Source organism: Dyadobacter linearis, from assembly GCF_907165045.1.
GTDB classification, from domain to species: domain Bacteria; phylum Bacteroidota; class Bacteroidia; order Cytophagales; family Spirosomataceae; genus Dyadobacter; species Dyadobacter linearis.
Window position 1 is genome coordinate 1,190,099 of sequence record NZ_CAJRAU010000001.1, and the last position, 20,138, is coordinate 1,210,236.

Annotated in this window: 17 protein-coding genes; 2 read left to right on the forward strand and 15 right to left on the reverse strand. The window is 45.3% G+C overall.

Features of this window, described 5'->3' with window-relative positions; translation table 11 throughout:
* Window positions 1–24 precede the first annotated feature (24 nt).
* From KOD92_RS04895 to KOD92_RS04965, 15 genes are all read right to left on the reverse strand, one after another.
* The gene (locus KOD92_RS04895) at window positions 25–753 is read right to left on the reverse strand and encodes a methyltransferase family protein (protein WP_215232372.1); all 729 of its coding nucleotides are present in this window, start codon (window positions 751–753) and stop codon (window positions 25–27) included.
* Complete coding sequence (cmoA, locus tag KOD92_RS04900) at window positions 750–1,502, reverse strand: carboxy-S-adenosyl-L-methionine synthase CmoA (protein ID WP_215232373.1); 753 nt, start codon at window positions 1,500–1,502, stop codon at window positions 750–752. Before cmoA ends, KOD92_RS04895 begins: the two co-directional genes overlap by 4 nt.
* Window positions 1,503–1,655: 153 nt before the next feature.
* Entirely contained in the window at window positions 1,656–2,228 is a 573-nt protein-coding gene (locus KOD92_RS04905) for a DUF4833 domain-containing protein (RefSeq protein WP_215232374.1), read from the reverse strand.
* A gap of 15 nt (window positions 2,229–2,243) precedes the next feature.
* The gene (locus KOD92_RS04910; protein ID WP_215232375.1) at window positions 2,244–3,161 is read right to left on the reverse strand and encodes a PfkB family carbohydrate kinase; all 918 of its coding nucleotides are present in this window, start codon (window positions 3,159–3,161) and stop codon (window positions 2,244–2,246) included.
* Between the two features lie 44 nt (window positions 3,162–3,205).
* Complete coding sequence (locus tag KOD92_RS04915; RefSeq protein ID WP_215232376.1) at window positions 3,206–3,916, reverse strand: HAD family hydrolase; 711 nt, start codon at window positions 3,914–3,916, stop codon at window positions 3,206–3,208.
* 11 nt (window positions 3,917–3,927) lie between these two features.
* A complete protein-coding gene (locus tag KOD92_RS04920) occupies window positions 3,928–4,944 on the reverse strand; it encodes a lysylphosphatidylglycerol synthase transmembrane domain-containing protein (protein ID WP_215232377.1) in 1,017 nt (338 codons plus the stop codon).
* A complete protein-coding gene (locus KOD92_RS04925) occupies window positions 4,925–5,896 on the reverse strand; it encodes a CDP-alcohol phosphatidyltransferase family protein (protein WP_215232378.1) in 972 nt (323 codons plus the stop codon). The genes KOD92_RS04920 and KOD92_RS04925 overlap by 20 nt, the downstream gene beginning before the upstream one ends.
* Window positions 5,896–6,765, reverse strand: a complete 870-nt coding sequence (locus tag KOD92_RS04930) for a hypothetical protein (RefSeq protein ID WP_215232379.1) — start codon at window positions 6,763–6,765, stop codon at window positions 5,896–5,898. The genes KOD92_RS04925 and KOD92_RS04930 overlap by 1 nt, the downstream gene beginning before the upstream one ends.
* Before the next feature lie 57 nt (window positions 6,766–6,822).
* Window positions 6,823–7,536: a nucleotidyltransferase family protein gene (locus tag KOD92_RS04935; protein WP_215232380.1), complete on the reverse strand. Its 714-nt coding sequence runs from the start codon at window positions 7,534–7,536 to the stop codon at window positions 6,823–6,825.
* A gap of 25 nt (window positions 7,537–7,561) precedes the next feature.
* Complete coding sequence (locus tag KOD92_RS04940) at window positions 7,562–10,132, reverse strand: DUF5686 and carboxypeptidase-like regulatory domain-containing protein (RefSeq protein WP_215232381.1); 2,571 nt, start codon at window positions 10,130–10,132, stop codon at window positions 7,562–7,564.
* A 111-nt stretch (window positions 10,133–10,243) separates the two neighbouring features.
* Window positions 10,244–11,269, reverse strand: coding sequence for an NAD-dependent epimerase/dehydratase family protein (locus tag KOD92_RS04945; protein WP_215232382.1), 1,026 nt, complete (start codon window positions 11,267–11,269; stop codon window positions 10,244–10,246).
* Window positions 11,266–12,387 (reverse strand): hypothetical protein, encoded by a 1,122-nt coding sequence (locus tag KOD92_RS04950; protein ID WP_215232383.1) that lies wholly within the window; start codon window positions 12,385–12,387, stop codon window positions 11,266–11,268. Before KOD92_RS04950 ends, KOD92_RS04945 begins: the two co-directional genes overlap by 4 nt.
* Window positions 12,384–13,595, reverse strand: a complete 1,212-nt coding sequence (gene spt / locus KOD92_RS04955; RefSeq protein ID WP_215232384.1) for a serine palmitoyltransferase — start codon at window positions 13,593–13,595, stop codon at window positions 12,384–12,386. The genes KOD92_RS04950 and spt overlap by 4 nt, the downstream gene beginning before the upstream one ends.
* Before the next feature lie 662 nt (window positions 13,596–14,257).
* Window positions 14,258–14,872, reverse strand: coding sequence for a TetR/AcrR family transcriptional regulator (locus tag KOD92_RS04960; protein WP_215232385.1), 615 nt, complete (start codon window positions 14,870–14,872; stop codon window positions 14,258–14,260).
* A gap of 170 nt (window positions 14,873–15,042) precedes the next feature.
* Window positions 15,043–15,981, reverse strand: coding sequence for an FAD:protein FMN transferase (locus KOD92_RS04965; RefSeq protein ID WP_229254527.1), 939 nt, complete (start codon window positions 15,979–15,981; stop codon window positions 15,043–15,045).
* A gap of 674 nt (window positions 15,982–16,655) precedes the next feature.
* On the opposite strand from KOD92_RS04965, the gene KOD92_RS04970 reads away from it, so the two are divergent.
* Both KOD92_RS04970 and KOD92_RS04975 read left to right on the forward strand, forming a co-directional pair.
* Complete coding sequence (locus KOD92_RS04970) at window positions 16,656–18,260, forward strand: amidase (RefSeq protein WP_215232387.1); 1,605 nt, start codon at window positions 16,656–16,658, stop codon at window positions 18,258–18,260.
* A gap of 71 nt (window positions 18,261–18,331) precedes the next feature.
* Window positions 18,332–20,041 carry a hypothetical protein gene (locus KOD92_RS04975; RefSeq protein WP_215232388.1) on the forward strand — a complete coding sequence of 570 codons (1,710 nt, stop codon included), beginning with the start codon at window positions 18,332–18,334 and terminating at the stop codon, window positions 20,039–20,041.
* The last annotated feature ends 97 nt before the right edge of the window (window positions 20,042–20,138 follow it).

Here is a 20,138-nt window from a genome sequence, read left to right on the forward strand (position 1 = left end):
ATGCCAACACGTACTTTACCCCGATTATGCGACAGAATCTGTCATTTTGCCGGATTTTTTGAGGTAACGAATGTAACCGTAGATTGCGCCGAGAATCACCACGACAACGATGAAAGCCGGCACGCGCGAATCAGGATTTGGAATCAGTTGGGGGTATTTGAAAATAAGGATCGCGAAAATCCCGAGCAGCCACACCAGCAGGGTATTGTACTCTTTCAGTACCCACCTTTTATAGTTGAACTGCATGCCGTCGAAAGCATTTGAAATGCCCCTGAAATTGATGAGCCAGCGATTCACCCGACTGCAATATGCATCAAACTGCGCGCCGAACTTGTTTCTCAGAAAATTCTCCTCGGCCAGCACGATCGCCTGATAGATAAAGAGAAACAGCGGCATCACCACCCCAACGTAAAACAACGAATTGGAAAGTATACCTACGCCGAGCAGCATCAGAATATTGCCCACATACAATGGATTGCGGCAGTGGTTGAATATACCCTCCGTGACAAGTTTTTCAGCATACACTTTTTTGTCTTTTCCACCACGGATAATATAGGCGAGACCAATCGTAATACCACGGATAATTTCTCCGGCAAAGGTCACAAGTAACCCTAGAATGATTGGATAGAGATAGTATTTTTCCCCGAAATGCTCCGGCTTGAAAAGCATCGGAGAGGGAACGAAAAGTAAGAGGTAAAGGAAAATAAAAAGATTATTCCTGTATTTAAAAAAGAAATTCCCGATTGCGATCATGATTTTTTATAAGCTATCATTCCTGAAAAATTGTACCACTTAAAGAATATTTCGCAATCCGCGAAACCGGCCTCCTTCAACAGGAGCATGTTTTCAGATAACTTATACGGGATCAAAACGTTTTCGAGTGCTTCTCTTTTCTGAGAAATTTCGAGCTCGCTGTAATGGTTTCGCCTTTTATAATTATAGTAATATTTGATGAAGTCTCGGTTGAATACCGAGCTTTCGGAAAGTACTTTTTCCACCAGTAACAAGACACCGCCCGGGTTCAAACCTTCATAAATATTACGCAAAAGCCGCTCGCGATACAGCGGGCGGACAAACTGCATAGTGAGGCAAAGTATTACGACTGATGCATTTGAAATGGGAAGATCTTCCTGCTGCAAATCGGCCGAGCGCAGGTCGTAGGGACGCACAAAACCTGCTTCCTTGAATTTCAGGTCGCACTTTTCGAGCATTTCCGGAGATTCGTCAATGCCGATGAATTTTATATCAGAGGGGATTAATTTGTCTACTTCAATCAGTGTGGTACCGGTAGAGCATCCCAGATCGTACAGATGCGAACCTTCTTTGACGTGATCAGCCGCAATTTCTGCGAGCATGCGCTGAGTTTCGTTGTAAAAAGGTACCGATCTGCTGACCATGTCGTCAAAGACTTTCACAACCGTAGTCCCGAATTTGAAATCGGAAGCTTTGGTTATTTCATCTTTAAAGACCTGATCCTGATCGGTATTTCCAATATTATCCATTTGTCAGTAAGGTTAAGATTACGTTCAGATTAATTCAGGCAATAGAATTTTTAATAAAAATCTAACCCAAATATCGAAACTTACTCCATAAACTTTACTAGCAAGTGCATATTCATGTTGCAAACTTGCAGGAGAAATTGGCACTCAACCCTTTCAGGATGGTTTAATTCGCTGCGTGATTGTTCTCCCCGTCGCGATTTCAGTCCCTTTCAGCTCAATGTAAACCACGTTGGGTGACCAGAATGTACCTCCGTCAATACGGATAAAAACCCTGCTCAGAATGCATTCTTTTTTGTTGATACTCGTGTAAACGTGGTATTCATTGCGCGTATCTTTCCGCAGGGATAATGGAAGCTTATTGTAGGCGACCGACCTCAGCTCGTAAGAAGAATTGCCTTTTTCCTTTACATTAATACCGTAAGCAAACTTTTTCTGAATGTAATTGAGCTCCTTGCGGATCCCGCCGTCGGTATAACGGATCCAGAACATATTGACAGGATCTTTCGCGCTTAACTTTCCCTGTCCGTCAACATTAAGCTGGTAGCAGATCGTATTTTCATTCGGGTCGCGCTGAATGTAGAACAGCAGGCCCGGGACATTTTTCGGAACAGGAAATTCGTCGGGATCGGCAAACTTACCATTTGGATTTTCAGCTAGTGAATATGTCCCTGAATACGAAGCCAGTATCAGGCCGAAGGCCATCAACAGTTTCATCACGTATTTCATTGTTGAGTATTTGTTTCAATAAATGGCCTGGGCGATCAGTTCGCGATCACATTCACCATGAAGAACAACATGATTAACAGCTTCCTGGTTTCCCGAAAACGGTCCGGAAGACTGAATTTTTAAGGTTGCCATGGCGGCTCCGAACTCCCCGGCCTCCTGCACATCCGCTCCTCTTACTTTCTTACTCAAATATCCTGCCATATAAGTGTCGCCGCAGCCGGTCGCATCTATGACAGCAGTAGGTGTATAAGCCGGGATCTGGTAAAAATGATCGTCTTTGTAAACCAGCGAACCTTTGCTTCCCAGGGTGATGATCACTTCTTTTACGCCCATTTCCGCTAATATCCGTGCGCCTTCACGCACGTCGCTCGTTCCGGTCACCACTTCCATTTCAAATTCGTTTGCTTTCAGAATGGAGACAAATGGTAAAGCTTCCTTTTTATCCGCCCAGTCGGTATAGTAAACTTTTTTGTCTTTTACGTACCTTAAATAACCCTGAATATCGAGTGAAACCTCCCCTTTCGAAGCCAGGCTTTTCAACAGATCTAACTGAATATCATCGGAAAGCAGCGGGCCGAGGTGGAAAATGCGGGACTGGATATCAGGCATTTGCGCAACTGTGAACGGAGCCGCTTTGTGCAACACATTCTGCTCACGGTGATCCTGGTTGGCGCTGTAAATATTTTCGAAATAGACTGTATATGGACTTGGCTGAGAAAAGATCTCGATCTGCTCTTCGCGCAATGCTGCCAGAATATGGTTTTCTTGCTCCGCCAGCGCGGTTACCAGCATATAATTGATATCAAATTGCCGCAATGCTTTCGAAAAGTAGAACGAAGTTCCCCCCGGCATATAGTTGACAGACTGGGTCGTAACTACCTTATCGAGTGTAATGTGGCCGATCGTACAAATGTCGTACATGATAATTTTCATTTAATTTCACCAGGTCGCTTTCGTGCCTGACAAAAGTTTTACAACTAACCCAAACTCTTTAAAACTTCCGTGATGCGTGCAAAATCGGTGATCTCAGTAACACCTTCGGGCGTCGCCTGCTTTTCGCCGTTTTCCTCCCAGCCTTCCACATTCAACCAGATCGCCTGGCAGCCGAGTTGCCGAGCCGGTTGAATATCTTTTGAAAATGAATCTCCTACCACCACGCATTCCTCCGGCTCAAAACCAAGTGAATCTATGCCCAGCTGATAGATCTGCGGATCAGGCTTTCTGACACCCACAACAGCAGATTCGATCACATCCTGAAAACAACCGGCGATACCGAAATCAGCCAGGATATTATTGATATTTCCGTAAAAATTGGAAACCATCACCAGCGGGTACTGCTTTGCCAGCGCTTCGAGTACCTGTTTTGCATTCGTTACCGTAGTGTGTGCGAATTGATTGCATTCTCTCGCAATAGCTTCAATTGCTGCATCGTCGACCGAATGTCCGTTTTCCTTCAAAAAGCTGAATTGTTCAGTCAGTTTAAGAAACAGTACGTCGTAAAAAACGTGGTGCGGCTGAACCAGCGGCTTGATCGCCAGCGCCCTTTCACCATACTTATAAGCTTCGCTAAATGCCTTTTTATCAACATTCACATTATTCCGCTGGTACGCTTCCCACAAAACATGCGCCCAATGCAAACCATTGGTATCAATCGTACCGCCGTAATCAAATAGAATTCCTTTAATCATATTATATTTTTTCACTCACTTACAACCAGGATTTCCTTTTCTGTCTTCTTCTTACCACTCACCAGCGCCAGACCGATCATGATCCAAACTATTTCCCTGATTCTCATCACGATACCGATGAAAAGTCCGGGTGCGGAGGCGATTCCAACGCTGCGCAATGCGAGTATCAAACCGCCTTCGCGCGTGCCGAGCTGCATGGGGAAAAAGAATATCAGATTGGCAAAAAGCGATGAACCTGAACTCACGATCAGCGACTGTGAAAGGCTCATTTCCATGCCGATCGCGTGAGCTGTGAAGAATATTTCGAGACAACCTATTACTCTTGCTACAAATTCATAGAATAGGGAGGCGTAAAAAACGTCGCGCCGCTGGGCGTAAAGTATACGGATCTGATCGTCGACCTCGTACAGATTTTCACCGTTTTTGAGCGCAAACTCTTTTGCTTTTTTTCCAACAAAAGGCAGCTTTTCGAGCACACGGAACGAGCTTACGATCAAGCCTTTTTTGTACACATTGATAAACCAATATCCTAATATCAGACCGACTACCAGCAGAATACCGCAACCTGCAAGCATTACGTCGCTCAAAGGAACGACCGCCACGATCAGCACAATACTCGCGAGCCAGAAAAGCACGTGCGAAAACATGTGCATCAAACTGTAAAGCAATACCGAGGAAGTCGCTTTCTTCATTCCCAGCGCCGGTTTCAATTCCAGGATCCGGTAAGGTTCCCCGCCTAATGCGACAAATGGGGTAATGTAATTGATCGCGTAACCGGAAATAGTAAGCCGCAATACCGACCAGAATGAAAGGTTGGTTTCGGGCAACTGCGGTTCGCGGATGATCGCGCGGAATGCGAATGCGTTTAATATGTAAATCAGCAGCCAGCTACCTATTACGGGCACAAACCAGATACCAGTCAGCTGGATATTTTCCCAGATCACGGTGACGCCTGTGCCATAGATCATATAGCCCAGTGACGCGACGCCGATTGCCAGAAAAAGTGCCTTATATGCTTTGGTATTCATTATTTTTCCCGCTGATAAGCTCCTGATGAAAATGCTTGCTCACCTTTTCCTGCCCATTGACCATATAAATAAGAATCGGGTTCAAGATGAATATGTCGAAGAAAAAGTAGATCCACGACTGGTCGATGAACAGCCAGAGGAACAGGAACAGCACGCGCGTATTGAACTGTACAATATTGGTATATTTCATTAAAGGCCGGTTTTGCGCCCTGAAATCTGTTACGAGCTTTTCAGGTAAACCATTTCTGAACCTATCGCGAACGAGCCAGAGCAGCTTTTGCAGATTTGGAGAAAACTGCTCCTGCATTTTGGTATAATTCAGGTAAAAACGCGCCACGAATTTCATTCCTAAATTGGAAGTCCAGCTCAGGCGATCGTACTCAGCTTGCAGCTCACGGCTGTTATCCAGCTCGCTGCCCGATGTTCCTTTGATAAAAAATAAATGCACATTCCGGTAATAGTCCGCCATCGCAGACTGTACCACGTGCGACGCGCCCGCTAAAACTCCCCAAACCCAGATCCAGGCTGTCCAGCCTTCGTTCATACCGCGGAGGCACAATGCAACGTGGATCGCGATGAACCAGAAATCGCCCGCAGCTCCGTCGAGAATACGCCCGAGCCGGCTTTTATCATTTGTCATCCTGGCCAGCTGTCCGTCGGCGCTATCGAGGGAATTAGCGAAAACAAGCGAAAGCATTCCGATCACATTGACCCAAAGCTCCTGGGAATAGAACAGGATACCCGCGCCCACGCCGAAGAAAATACTGACGATCGTGACCGGATTGGGCCGAATGCCGACTTTGGCACAAAACAATGCGATCTGATAGCCGATTGGCCGGTAAAACCAAATATCGATCTGCTCCTCGGTATCGCGGGATTTCAGTGAGTTTTGAAAGGCAGAATCGCTGGCTTCTGACTTCAATTCAGATTTTTCGGTAGTGGTGGTAGCCATTAATTATTGTTTGTAAATACTTCAAAAATCCGTCCGGCAATGTGCCCGGCTGCTTCGTCGCGGCAGGGTGCAAAGCTGGGCCAGTCGTTCAGGTCGATAATGCGGAAACTGCCGTCTTTCCCGACGATCGCGTCTCCTCCATAAATATCGATCCCGACAGCCAAAGCTGCTTCGTTCGATACCTGTTGCAGGTTGTTTGCGTCAAAAGCATAGTAAGCCGAGCTGCCGTTTATTTCCTGGTACTGCGTGTATTTGTGATGATTGTTGTCGTAAGGATAAAACCAGAAGAAAAAGTCAGTCCCGCGCACGCCGTAAAATTTGACCAGATCACCTACCAAATGCTCGGAAATAACTGCGTCGGGGATATCCCGCAATGCATATTCACGCAAAATACTTTTGGCTTCTTCTCTCGATGCCGCAAACGAAACGTCTTCCTTATGTATCGCGTGAAAGTCGCCGCGCTTGATCCAGTAACCTTTGCCTTTGATGGTATCGAAAACCGTCTCTTCCTGATAATCAGTCGGTACTATGTGACTTTCTGCGACCGGAATGTTGTTTTCATTCAATGCATTGGTCAGGTTGGTCCGGAAGCATTTTTCTATTCCAAATGCTGAATTGACTACCTGAATACCCTCACTTTCCAATTTTTGAAGTTTGGCAACCACCGTTTTTTGTCTTGCCATTGTAAATATCTTCGACTGCGGAACCTGCTCCATCGCCAGAAAATCGTCCTCGCAGCAGATCGTGACGCGGCAGCCCAGCTTTTCAAGTGCTTTGGCCGTTAACGAAAAAATCGCGTCGTCGTTACCAATGTGGTTCGGTGAAAACTTTTTGTTACGGTGTACACCGAGTATTTCAAATTCATTCATACGCTGCCGGAAAACGCCCCGGTCTTTAATTAATTGGTGTCAGATTGTAATGCGTTTTTAGACCAGGTTTTCCTGATTCAAAAACATTTCAGCCGTTTGTATATCGCTGATATGGTCAACATCCACAATCTTGGAAAATGGATAAGCTTGTAATTCAATTCCCTCGAGCAGCAACTCACGCTGGAAATTCCGCATGCGCGAAGTGCCGCTATTCACAGATTTCGCCAGCGTATTGATCGCTTTTTGACGCAAACAGTAAATTCCACCCGAAACAAATTGCGTTTCCGGTTCTCTCGAATCTGTAAATGCAGTGATCTTACCTTCCTGGTCGGCACTGATGTACAGCGGACTTTCATCGTCGACGAAGGCCGTTACCGCCATTTGTCCTTCCAGTTGGGGGTTATTTTCAAATGCATCAATAAATGCACCGAATTCTTCTTCTTTAAAAACCGTATCTGTCGTAGTGAGGCAAACTGCTTCTGTTTCAGGATATTGGTCCAAAAGTTCAAATGCGCTGTGCAGCGAGCTGGGCGTGGATTTGATCAGGATATCAAGTGGTAATGTACTACTCAATGCATTCAAATGCGCTTCCAGTTCAGGTGAGTTTTCATTGATAATGATCAAAATCCGCTCCGCCCGATTCCGCATAAAAATACCGATCAGCCTGTCGATCATCATTTCCCCGGACAAGGTTACCATCGGCTTGGGAAGCTGAAAACCTTCCTTTGCCAGGCGTGAACCCTCTCCTGCTGCTATGATCGCATATTTCATAATTGGTGTCTTTTACTTTTATAAATTAAAAATCAAGCTTGAACCTCGCCCGCACGCCCCATTCCGAAACGGTTGGATTGTCGAGGTAAGTAAACCTTTTGACCAGGTCCACACGCAGCAGCTTGAATATATTCGCAACCCCGATGCTACCTTCAATGTAAGGCGCGCGGGATAAAGTGTAGCTGATCGGCTTACCCTGCTCGTCTGTCGGGAAACGGTAGAGCGACGGGTTCAATGCAGGATTATTCTCGTCCCTCAAACCACCCATTAAACCTTTAAAACTCACAACTTCACGCAATTTCAGCTTTTTGAGAAGTGGTATTTTATTGAATACAAATCCATTCAGATAGTATTGCACATCCAGACTTGCGTAATGGTCGCTGACAAATTCGAGGAAGTTCATCAGGTTAAACGAATTCAGCTGGTAGGCGTAAGATTGGTTGGCGCGGTGGATCGTCAGCAGCGGGAACAGCACATTTTTACCAAAAATATAACCACCCTCTGCCGTTACGTCGGCATATCCGAATTGCGACAGGTATACCCTTTTCGCCACATTCCCGGAAATATTATGATAACGGTTCTGACCGGCGAAAACGCCTTTTATACCTGCATTGTAGCGGGCTGTGAATACCGGGTAGCGATTGATGATCGGGGTACGGTATAATTTTCCCTGATAAAACTGCTCGTGGGGCGCGTACCGCAATTCGAAATTCGCCTCGGTATTGTTCAGCAAGCCACGATCCTGTAATGTTCCGTCGCTGTCCAGGCTTTCGTAGCGTAATATCCCCGCCGCGCGCTGGCTCCATTGCGTGAAACCGAGCTTGTAAGACAAATGGTTATCAAACTCCCGGACATATTCCAGTTTGTAAATGTCATTGTACAGCCAGCGGTTATTATCGCCGCGCTTGAATGAAAGCAACAGGTTATCTTCCTGCACGAACTGCAATTCCTGGCCCGGAATCTTGGTATCGCGCTGGTAGCTCGCCCGGATGTAATTGAACGGAAAATGGTAGACCGACTTATTGTTGATCGAATAGGTACCTGCAACGAAGTATTTCCACTTTTCATCCTTAAAACCGTAAGCCGCGTAAGTTTCAAAATAAACGCGTTTGCTCAGCTCCTGGGTAGTTCTGCCGCCGAAACGCAATCTGAAACCTTCGACCGGATTGAAGCTGTAAAAGGTATTGAATGGTCCTATCTCCACTTTTCCGAACGATTTATAGCCTGCCAGGAAAAGCGTCGCAATATCCATGGTCCGGCGGAACGACGGAATGGTTTGCAGGGTATCTATATTTCTGTAAATGTCGAGTTCAATCGCGTCGAGCGGAATATGCCGCGCGCTGCCCCAGAACGATTCGCCGACTTTGACCTCAGGATTGTAAGCGATTTCTTCGTGCGGACCTTTGTAAATACTATCGGGGCGGGGCTGATTGATGGTGTAATTCTTGAAATTAACCACCCGCTGACCGTATAGTCCGGCGCTTTTTTCACCCAATGCAAACTCCATCGCCAGACTGGTTTTGGAAGGATGATATCTTTCGTCGGCGCCTTTCTCAAATTCCAGGCTCGCTTCAAGGTCGCGCATGAAGTTGAGGTTAATGTCTTTATTAACAGTCAGATAAGCATTCTGCACACTGTATTTTCCATCGAGCGTCACAAACAGATTTCCTTCAAAAAGCATATCTGTTTTATTTCTCGGAACAAAACCTAACTCGATCAGCCAAGGATTATTGGTTTTAATGGTATCCCTGATAAAAAACTTGTAAAATGTCGGCGCCGTGTTCGCGATCGGGCTCAGTAGCAGGTTGGTAGCAATGGAAATGTCGTTGTCGTAGATATTGATATCTTCATACAACCTATTAAAATAAGAGCTTAAACCCTCATTATCAATGAATTTAGAATCAAATTCAGCGCGACGGTTGGCAAGTACAATTTGTTTCTTTGTATTTGGATTTTTACGAAAATAAACCTGTGAAAGCTTTTCCTGAATGTAAGCCGGCAGCATATTCCTGCCGCCCATCGCGGTAGAATCCTGTGCTTTGAACAGAAACTGGTAATTCTTGAAAATGCGTTTGTCCTTGAACTCGTCTGAAAGATTGCTCAATGCGAGCGAGATCTTTTCGTATTGCTCATATTCAACAAATGCATTACCGGCCATTTTATTCTCATCCTTGTGTGCGATCACTTCACGGATCAGCTGCACAGCCGGGTTATCCTTATTGCGGTAACGTCCTCGTCCTTTTACAGTTACCTCTTTCAGCATCGACGCATCCACCGACATTTTGATATCGATAACCTGCGAAACTCCCGCCGTAATTGGCTTTTCAACACTCAAATAACCTACATAAGTAAATCTGATCTTCGCGTGATCTTCCCGCAAAGTAAGTGCGTAGCGCCCGTCCACATCTGAGGCAGTCCCCATGGTAGTGCCGGGAATCAGCACAGACACAAAAGGCAGGGTCTCGCCTGTCTTCGCGTCGGTAACGGTACCTTTAATCGTAGTTGTATTTTGCGCCATGGCCGCTCCTGAGATAACCTGTACTATACAGATCAACAGTGCGATTTTTAACCATACCGACTTAATTATTGTTTTCATTTTGAAGGATCAAATACATAATGCTACCCGATCACAATCGCCCAAGTACCTGACTTACAGTCAGTAATTGCGATTATTAGATTTTAAAACCGATTAAATCGGGAGCAAAAATTAAAGCCACTTATTTTCTTTGTACCAGCTTAATGTCTCCGCAAGTCCTTGTCGCAGGTCATATTGCGGCTGGTAATGCAGATTGTTCCGGGCTGCGTCTATACTACAGTTCCAGTTAGAAGCCGTAAGCTCTTTTAGCTTCTCCCTGTTTAAGACAGGTGTTTTGGAGGAAAAGGAATAAATGATATCCAGCAGACCTGCCAGCCATTTTACCAGAATAATGGGCAGATGCGTCCGAAAAACGTTTTTCCCGCTGATCTCTTTGAACCTGTCAGCCAGTGCGTAACGGTCGTAAGCATTTCCATCTGAAATGTTGTACACTGTTACGTCTTTCTTATTTTCAGTGAGTGCGGATAAGGTAGCGGCGACGAGGTCTTTCACGTACACAAAACTCAGTCGCTGCGGCTTGGTACCAATGTACGCATCGAGCCCGCCGGACAGTGTTTTGAACAACACAAAAAGATCTTTTTCACCGGGTCCGTAAACCGCCGTGGGTCTTATTATCGTAAGGGGCAATCCGCTGACATCTTCCAGATATTGCTCAGCCAGCAGCTTGCTTTTTCCATAATCGGTGACTGGCCCGGGCAGTGTACTTTCCGTGATCGGCTGCTGCTCCGAGTAACTTATCGGCCCTATTGCGGCCAGACTGCTCAGGAAAACGAATCTTTTCAACGGAATATCTGCTGACATCGCAGCCTGCGCCAGGTTGAGGGAATACTCGGCATTGACCAAATTATAAGCTGCCGCCGTTTTCTCCTTCGTAACTCCCGCCGCGTGGATAATGTATGTATAACCTCCCGCTTCGAGTAAATCCTTCAATTTTTCACGGGAGCTGAAATCTGCATTCACAATTTGAAGCGCTGCCGGCTGTCCTGTTTTAGGATCTTTTGCCAGCTTTTTCAGAAATTCCAGGTCGCTGGTGGGACGCACGGCCGCATGTACTTCCATGCCTTTGCCCAGTGCCTGTTTTACCAGATGATACCCGATAAATCCGCTCGCCCCTGTTATGAATACCCGCTCCTTCATATCGGTTTTTCGTACAGTCTGTATTTTTTGTACAGCGTTCCGTTAATCTGCTCGATGGCGTGGTTGATCAAAAAATTATCTTCCAGCATCCAGGAGCATTCAGCTTTTACGATTCCGCGCGCTCTTCCATTTTGGATAATGCGGCCGTAAAGACAAGCTTCAATGCCCATTTTCCTGAAATCCTCCACTACGCCGAGCGTCAGCACACGGAGGCCCTTTATATTTTTCTTGCCAAGTAATAATTTAAAAATCCCTGTTGGCAGTAATCTTCCTCTCTTTATCTTAATCAGGATCTGGTTGATATCTGGAATACCTAATATGAATCCAACCAGCTTGTTATCTTTCTCGGCCACCAAACAGTAGTCGGCGTCGAGTACCATTTTAAGGTCTTTTGCCAGATAATTAAATTCGTTTTCCGTCATGGGAACGAACCCCAAGTTCTTGTCCCAGGCAGAATTATATACTTCGCGAATCTTGGCAACTTCTTCGTCGAATTTTTTAAGGTTAATCTTACGGATCACCACTCCGCTTCTCCGCAACCTGGCTTCCAACGCATCAACCAGCTTCACCGATCGTTCATTCACCGAAGCCTGAATAATTTCATAGGCAAACAGGTCCGTATTTTTTACCAAACCGCTATTTTCAAGCAAAGTCTGATAATAAGGTGCATTATAAGGCATCATCGCAACCGGCGGGCGATCAAAACCTTCGATCAATAATCCGCAGGTATCATTGGTAGACAAGTTGACCGGGCCTCTTAATGTATCGGCGCCTTTTTCCTTTATCCATTTAGTAGCTTCTCCAATTAGCAGATCAACCGTTTCCTGGTCTTCAATTGTATCAAAAAAGCCAAAAAAACCATCGTTGCGCTCGGTAAAAGCATTGTGGTTCGTATTTAAGATCGCTGCTACCCGGCCCACAATTTTGTCTCCATCATAAGCGAGCATCGGCTGCACCTGTGAATGTTCGTAAAATGGGTGTTTGCCCGGAGTCAGCATGTCCTTCTGAGCTATAAATAGCTCAGGGACGTAATTTTTATCGTTTTTATAGAGGTCGTGAGGGAAGTCAATAAATTTTTTGAGTTCCGAAGGAGAGTTTACATAGACGATTCGCTTCATAGTCTTTGTCTTTCAATAACACGCTCCGGACATACTTCGCGATATATGCGTGATATTTTGTCAACCGCTTCTTCGATCTGGCTGAAAGTATGCGTGGCCATCAATGAAAAGCGGATCAATGAATGCTCGGGACGTACACCAGGCGAAACGACAGGATTCACAAATACTCCTTCATCCTGCAAACGTTTTGTCATGATGAAAGTCTTTTCATTATCCCGGATATAAAGCGGCAGGATTGGACTCTCTGTTTGCCCCAGATCGAAACCATTAAACAACAGTAACTCCTTGGCGTACCGGGTATTAGCCCAAAGTCGCTCCATGTGATGCGGTTCAGACTCAATGATATCCAGCGCAGCCAATGTACTTCCTACCGAGGCCGGCGTCATACTTGCGCTAAACATCAGCGAGCGGGCGCGGTGTTTCAGATAATCGATCGTAGCGGCGTCACCTGCAATAAATCCACCCAGCGAAGCCAGCGATTTACTGAAAGTCCCCATTACCAGATCAGTAATATCTGTCTGACCAAAATAGGAAGCAGTACCTGCACCTTTTTCACCGATCACACCCAAACTATGCGCATCGTCAACAAGTACGGTTGCGTCAAATTCAGCGGCGATCTTATTCAATTCGGGAAGCTTCACAATATCTCCTTCCATGCTGAAAATCCCGTCAGTAGCGATCAGCTTGTCGGCATCGTCGGGCAGGAGGCTGAGCTTCTTGCGAAGGTCGTTCATGTCATTGTGTGCATACTTGATCACTTTCGAGAAAGAAAGCCGGCTGCCGTCGATGATCGATGCGTGATCGCTTTCATCGAGTACCAGGTAATCGTTACGTCCTGTAAGACAAGACAATGCACCCAGATTAGCCTGGTAGCCAGTACTGAAAAGTACCGCACCTTCCTTACCCGTATAAAGGGCAAGTCGCCTTTCCAGCTCTTCATGGATATCCAGCGTTCCGTTCAGGAAACGCGAACCTGCGCAGCCTGTGCCGTATTTCTGAGCAGCCTTTTGAGAAGCTTCGATAATGTAGGGATGAGATGTTAGTCCGAGGTAAGAATTGGAACCGAACATCAATACCGATTTCCCGTTGATGATTACCTCTGTATCCTGTCCGGATTCAATTGGTCGGAAAAAAGGATAAAGACCTTTCGCCTTAATGGCTGCCGCGTCTTTGAATTCGGCAATTCGTTTATTTAGTTTTTTACCCATAAATAATTAATGTCAGAATCAACAGCTTCTTTCTTTCAAGGGTGCCGGAAGGCTTCAGGCTGTGGCCTGGGTTAATTGAAATCAGGCAAATTAATTGGTGTTGTAATGGTTGGTTTCCATAATTAGCAATGTTAAAGAGTGCGGCGCGACGGAAGAATTGATATGTCAACAATCTTGGCTTACGAATAAACCACTTACCTCTCCTTCTAGTTCACAAAACGTTCCTCTCTGTTTGTATTTTACCGTTAAAAACAAATTAAAATCTCTCAGGAATCTCAGCGTGCTTTATCCAACTAATTTTTTCGTAACCGGGCATTACCGCATTTTAAAGCACTTTTCCGCTCACGATTACTTTTAAACAAAAATCCTGTTGGCACCGAATCCGTTCGTAACGTGCTCAAAATCTTGGAGTAACCCTGAATAATCTGACCAGTATACGAAAAGGTAACTTCTCTTACAAAATAGCATGCCATTCACGGCACCTCAATTTCCTCAGACATATTGACCATTGTTTTCGAATTTGTACTAAACGCTGATCAATATGGTCGGTGAGCTTATTTCTTCCTATTCTTAATTTACCGGCGGTTGACCACCGGGATAAATGACGTCTACCTTCAAATAAATGTTTATTTTAAATATCCGTTTAATGGCAGGTCAAAAATTTAGTCTTCCAAAATCAGGTAATTGCAGATCATCGCTTTCACATGATCTTTGTGACTTTCACTAAAAGCTTCGAATTCTTCGTCCGACATATTAAAAATTTTCTGGTGCATTTCCTTCCCCAAGAACAGGAACTCGATGCAGCTTGTCATTAACGGGAGAATACTCTCAATGCGAATCGGTCGCAATTTCCCGGTCTCAATCCCCTCGTCGAGCTGCTGATTGAAAAGCGTTGATTTGAGCTGATGATACAACGCCGTTTTTACCAGCAACCTTTCCGGTTCCTTATGAATTTCGTTCATGATGAAAATAACCAGGTCTGGCTCCTGTTTCATCATTTGATAATTGTTTTCGACTACCTCCGAAATTTTGGTTTTGATGTCAATAGGCTTGTTCAGGATGAGGATGATACTCTGGAAATACATCTCCATCAGATCTTTAAATATTTCCATAAACAACTTTTCCTTACTTCTGAAGTAATAGTTGGTTAAAGCAATATTCATATCTGCCTCTTTGGCAATATCACGGGAAGTTGTCCCGTCAAAACCCTTCTTAAGGAAAACCCGTTTCGCCGCCTCTCTGATTTTATCCTCGCTTTTTTCGCTTACGCACTTCACAATGTTCAATAGTTAGGTTGTAATGTTCTTAAAACAAGGTTTTACCAGGAATATGTTTCAAATGTCGGGAGCAAAGTTGAATTGTACAAGCGTATGAAATGAATATTTTAAACGATTGTTTAAAATATTCATTCAATTTTAGATTATCCGGGAAAAATACAAAAGATAGGCTATTGTTTAATGGTGTTCCACTCGGCTACTCTGTCACCTTTTCTTTCCACCAGCCAAACGGTTGTTCCGGGGAATTTGCGGACCATTTTTTTGGTCTTTTCAATACCCGCTACACTGAATGCAGTTGCGAGCGCGTCGGAAATAGTCCCGTTTGGACAAATTGCGGTGGTACGTACGTGAAAAAGCAGTCCGATGCCGGTTACCGGATCGACGATGTGCGAATACCTCACTCCGTTGTATTCCATATATCTATATGTAGGGCCGGAGGTGGCCAGGGAAATGTTGGAAAGTTTAAGCGCTTTCAGGGAATCGCTTCCATTTGAGATATTAATATTCCATCCATCGGTGCCGGGAGGAGGATTTGTGAGGACGATTTTCCCTCCGGCGTCCATCATTGCGGACGTAATGCCCAGCTTTTTAACTTCTTTGATCGCTTCTTCGGCCGCAAATCCTTTTCCTAGGCCGCCAATATCCAGTCGCATTCCTTTCTGGGTCAATAGCACACTGCTCGCTTTCCGATTCAGTTTCATTTTTGAATATCCCGTTTTCTGCATGGCGGCGGCAATTTCTTCTTGGGCCGGAAAAATGCCTTTGCGGGTTGCGTGTCGCCACATTTGCACGACCGGCCCGAGCGTTACGTCAAATGCACCTTTCGTTTTCTTACTGACTGACAGGGAGATATCGAGTATTTCAAACAGATCTTTGCTGACAGGCACCCACTTTCCACTTCCCGACTGGGCCGAAAGCCGGTTGATTTCGCTGCCGTCGCGGTAATCGCTCATAATTTCGTTCAGCTCCTCTACCCTGCCAAAAGCTTTTGCAGCAGCAAGCTCAGCAATGGAATCGTTCGCGGCATATACCACCAATTTAAATGGAGAACCCATTAAGCCCTTCTCAAAGCTATACCGTTTTTCCTGACCAAAAACTGAGTCAGACATGCTGATAATCAGTATAAAAACCAGAATTAGATCATTTTTCATGCAGAAATTCATAAGTAATCAAACCGAAAATTACAGCATTTAGCCCATTTTTGAAGAGAAAACAGCGTTTGAAAGTGCCAACAAAAAAAAGGTACGAACCTCCCAGCTCGTACCTTTTTATATTATTGCGGTATATCTGATCAGCTGTGAAAGTCAAAAAGACCGTCTCTGTCTGCATGCTGATGTTGTGAACTCATTGCGTCTTTTATCATACCCACTCCTATGAAAGGAAGGGAGATGATCGTAGAAATGATCATCGCTATGAATAAAATAGTTGCAAAGAAAAACTTCCCACAATAATATATGATGTTTGATAGTACGTTCATGATCACAATATTTATTTGATACTTTTCCTTCTTAAAGTTAAATTAAATAATCGTGCCATTAAAATTATTGGTACGATTTTATCATTTTTTAAGAAGATTCTAATACTCGCAACGGGCATATACTGGAATCACTGACCGAAATGTAGTATCTTGTAGAACAAATACTATAAGTAATATTGTATAATATTGACAAAAAATCCTGTTTTGTAACGTATATAGCCAAATGGAGATTTGTCGGAATAGCTTCGACTTCAAATCACCTGAAACTTCTATCTTGCAACCTTACTATTTCCTGACCAGTTCTATATGAAGCGCAGAACATTTGTCCATCTTACATCCATAGCCGGACTTTCCGGAATATCTTTGTCCTTCGCGCACTGCACTTCACGGGAACAGCAGGCGGGCGAGGATAATACGAGATCAAATCTGGAAGAAATGACGGTGCCCGAGATGCAACGATTGATGGGTCAGGGAAAACTCACTTCGCGAAAGCTCACTCAATTCTACCTGGACCAGATCAGGACGATTGATGAAAACGGCCCCGCCTTGAAATCGGTGATCGAACTCAATCCCGACGCGCTGGCAATTGCCGACGCGATGGACCGTGACCGCAAGAATGGCAAAGTCCGGGGAAATATGCACGGTATTCCGGTGCTGATAAAAGACAATATCAATACAGCCGACAAAATGCAGACTACCGCCGGGTCACTTGCATTGGAAGGAAATATTGCGGCTTCGGACGCATTCATTGTGAAACGGCTACGTGACGCCGGCGCGGTGATTTTGGGCAAAACCAATTTGAGCGAGTGGGCCAACTTTCGCTCGTCACGCTCGTCGAGCGGATGGAGCAGCCGCGGCGGACAAACCAAAAATCCTTACGTGATCGATCGCTCCCCGTGCGGATCAAGCTCTGGCTCGGGTGTAGCAGTATCTGCAAATCTTTGCGCAGTGGCGGTAGGCACTGAAACAAACGGATCAATTGCGTGTCCTTCTTCGATGAATGGCGTTGTGGGTATCAAGCCGACGGTCGGACTTGTGAGCCGGTCTGGTATTATCCCAATTTCGAAGACCCAGGATACCGCCGGCCCGATCGGCAGGACAGTTAGCGACGCAGCTGCATTGCTTGGCGCGCTGGCGGGCGTTGACCCAAATGACCCGGGCAGGTATACCAGCGAAAATGCATTCCCGGCCGACTATACCAAATTCCTGAGCACCGATGGCCTGAAAGGAAAACGGATTGGAGTTGAGAAAACTTTTCTGGATAAACATGAAGGTGTAGATAATCTGATCAGCAAAGCGCTGGCGCATTTGCGAAGCCAGGGCGCTGTAATCGTTGAAGTTAATTTTATGGAAACCCAGGACGTCGATGGAGCGGAATCGGCTTTACTTCAGTTTGAGTTTAAAGACGGGATCAATAAGTATTTAGCAGGTTCCAATGCAAAAGTCAAGTCACTGGAAGCACTGATTGCATTTAATAAGACGAACGAGGCTGAGGTAATGCCGTTTTTTAAGCAGGAGCTTTTTGAAAGTTCGCAGGCAAAAGGAGATTTGAATAGTAAGGAATATAAGGGTGCATTGGAGAAAATCAACAAAGTAGCCGGTTTACTGGAAAAGGAATTTGATAAAAATAACCTCGACGCGCTCTGCGGACCGGCTACCGGCGCTGCGTGGTGCATTGATCCTGTAAATGGTGATTTCTGGACGGGTTATGGTTCTTATGGGCCGGCTGCAATTTCGGGATTTCCTTCTGTTACTGTCCCAATGGGCAATTTGAATGATCTTCCGGTAGGTTTATCGTTTCTAGGAAAACCATTCAGCGAGCCGGAACTGATCGGTATTGCTTATGCGTATGAACAGGTTTCGAAACACCGGGTAGCACCTAAATTTCTTCCCACAATCGGCAAAAATTGACTTTTGTATATAATAAATAGTAGCAGGCGCGCCGCAAGTCCTTTTTATCCTGAATAGAATTAATCAATTTCATGGATAGAAGAGAGTTTGTCAAAAATAGTGCGCTTGCTATTTGTTCGATGCCGGTAGTCGCCCCGGCTTTTATTTCAACAAAAAATACCGCAGACAAAATGCCGCCCTGGCTGGCTGCAATGGCTAGCCGAACCGATAAAAGCATCGAGTCGCTGCTGACCTTTCAGGTTAAGGACAAGAATAGCGAAGATCTGGGCGGGCTCAGGGATGGATTTGACCTATTGAACCCGCACAGTACCTCTGCACTGATCCAATACGGAGCTTCCGGCCTTTTTTCTCCTACTTCCAAATACTACCTATCGACCGAGCTGGTCGAAAGTATGAATCTGGCGGCTCTATACCTGATCAAAACGCAGCACGAAGACGGCACAATCGACTTGCTTTCCACTAATTTCCACTCTACACCGGACACCGGTTTTTTGGTCAAAAGGCTGACAATGTCTTATGCATCGATCAAAAACTCGGGCACTCCGGGTGTCGAGAAATTACTTGAAAATCTGAAAACCTTCCTGATCCGGGGCGGTAATGCATTGAGTGTGGGCGGAATACATACCCCCAATCACCGCTGGGTGGTTTGCGCCGCACTGACCAAGCTCAACGAACTTTGGCCAAACCCAAAATATGTGGCGCGCATTGAGCAGTGGCTCGGCGAACATATTGATATTGACGCGGACGGACAGTACAATGAAAAAAGTACATTCATTTATTCTTCACTTTCAGACAGGATCCTGATCACCGTGGCGAAGGGAATGAACAAACCGGAGCTGCTGGATAATGTGCGCAAGAACCTGAATATGACGATGTATTATGTGCACCCGAACGGAGAAGTGGTCACCGACGCTTCCGGGCGCCAGGATAAGGCGGTAATAGGAACAATGGAAAACTATTATTATCCCTACCGCTATCTCGCTATTAAGGACAAAAACCCGCAATACGCTGCGATGTGCAGGATGATAGAGAAAACAGCCGGAGATAAAACGGGCTCATTCATCGACTATTTCCTGAATGATCCTTCACTTTGGGCAGAGTTGCCGGCAGAAAAGCCCTTTCCGGTAAGTTATGTCAAAACGTTCCCGAATTCGGGTCTGGTGCGGATCAGGCGAAACAATCGTGATAGCACGTTGATCGCCAATAATCCGGTGTTTTTCACTTTTATGAAAGGCAATGCAGTTTTGCAGGGAGTGCGATTTGCCTCTTCATTTTTTGGAAAAGGTCAGTTTCAATCTGAGAAAGTAAATGAAAAAGGAAATACCTGGGAATTGATCCAGAAACTCGATGGCCCCTATTACCAGCCTTATCCCAAAGAATCAATCGCCCCTGATGGTGATTGGGAAAAAATGCCGAAAACCTACCGCCCGCAAAGTGAGATCCAGCTTTTGGAAACTAAGGTGACCATTTTGGAAACTGAAGACGGAATGGCGATTGAAATCACGACCAATGGAACAGAGCGCGTACCTGCTGCGCTTGAACTGATATTCCGACCCGGCGGCGAGTTGCAGGGAGTAACAAAGATCGAAAACACGAAAGATGCGTGGCTTCTTAAAGAAGGTACCGGGACTTATCGTTTCAACGATGATGTGATATCGTTCGGGCCGGGGCTGGCTTTGCATAAAAATATAGCATTAAGGGGCGCACTGCCGATTATGGAAGCTCCGACGGTTTTTATCACAGGCTTTACCCCTTTCAAACATGTGATTCGTTTCCGATAAATATCACTTCAACTCATCTATTAAAAACCTGAAAAACAGCTACTTTATGTGATCGATATTCATTAAATTTGATTACGCGCCTCTCCCCTTTCCATAC

Bases quoted from the DNA above. Each gene is read 5' to 3' on its own strand.
- KOD92_RS04895 (WP_215232372.1), bottom strand. From the start codon at position 753: ATGATCGCAATCGGGAATTTCTTTTTTAAATACAGGAATAATCTTTTT.
- cmoA (WP_215232373.1), bottom strand. From the start codon at position 1,502: ATGGATAATATTGGAAATACCGATCAGGATCAGGTCTTTAAAGATGAA.
- KOD92_RS04905 (WP_215232374.1), bottom strand. From the start codon at position 2,228: ATGAAATACGTGATGAAACTGTTGATGGCCTTCGGCCTGATACTGGCT.
- KOD92_RS04910 (WP_215232375.1), bottom strand. From the start codon at position 3,161: ATGAAAATTATCATGTACGACATTTGTACGATCGGCCACATTACACTC.
- KOD92_RS04915 (WP_215232376.1), bottom strand. From the start codon at position 3,916: ATGATTAAAGGAATTCTATTTGATTACGGCGGTACGATTGATACCAAT.
- KOD92_RS04920 (WP_215232377.1), bottom strand. From the start codon at position 4,944: ATGAATACCAAAGCATATAAGGCACTTTTTCTGGCAATCGGCGTCGCG.
- KOD92_RS04925 (WP_215232378.1), bottom strand. From the start codon at position 5,896: ATGGCTACCACCACTACCGAAAAATCTGAATTGAAGTCAGAAGCCAGC.
- KOD92_RS04930 (WP_215232379.1), bottom strand. From the start codon at position 6,765: ATGAATGAATTTGAAATACTCGGTGTACACCGTAACAAAAAGTTTTCA.
- KOD92_RS04935 (WP_215232380.1), bottom strand. From the start codon at position 7,536: ATGAAATATGCGATCATAGCAGCAGGAGAGGGTTCACGCCTGGCAAAG.
- KOD92_RS04940 (WP_215232381.1), bottom strand. From the start codon at position 10,132: ATGAAAACAATAATTAAGTCGGTATGGTTAAAAATCGCACTGTTGATC.
- KOD92_RS04945 (WP_215232382.1), bottom strand. From the start codon at position 11,269: ATGAAGGAGCGGGTATTCATAACAGGGGCGAGCGGATTTATCGGGTAT.
- KOD92_RS04950 (WP_215232383.1), bottom strand. From the start codon at position 12,387: ATGAAGCGAATCGTCTATGTAAACTCTCCTTCGGAACTCAAAAAATTT.
- spt (WP_215232384.1), bottom strand. From the start codon at position 13,595: ATGGGTAAAAAACTAAATAAACGAATTGCCGAATTCAAAGACGCGGCA.
- KOD92_RS04965 (WP_229254527.1), bottom strand. From the start codon at position 15,981: ATGTCTGACTCAGTTTTTGGTCAGGAAAAACGGTATAGCTTTGAGAAG.
- KOD92_RS04970 (WP_215232387.1), top strand. From the start codon at position 16,656: ATGAAGCGCAGAACATTTGTCCATCTTACATCCATAGCCGGACTTTCC.
- KOD92_RS04975 (WP_215232388.1), top strand. From the start codon at position 18,332: ATGGATAGAAGAGAGTTTGTCAAAAATAGTGCGCTTGCTATTTGTTCG.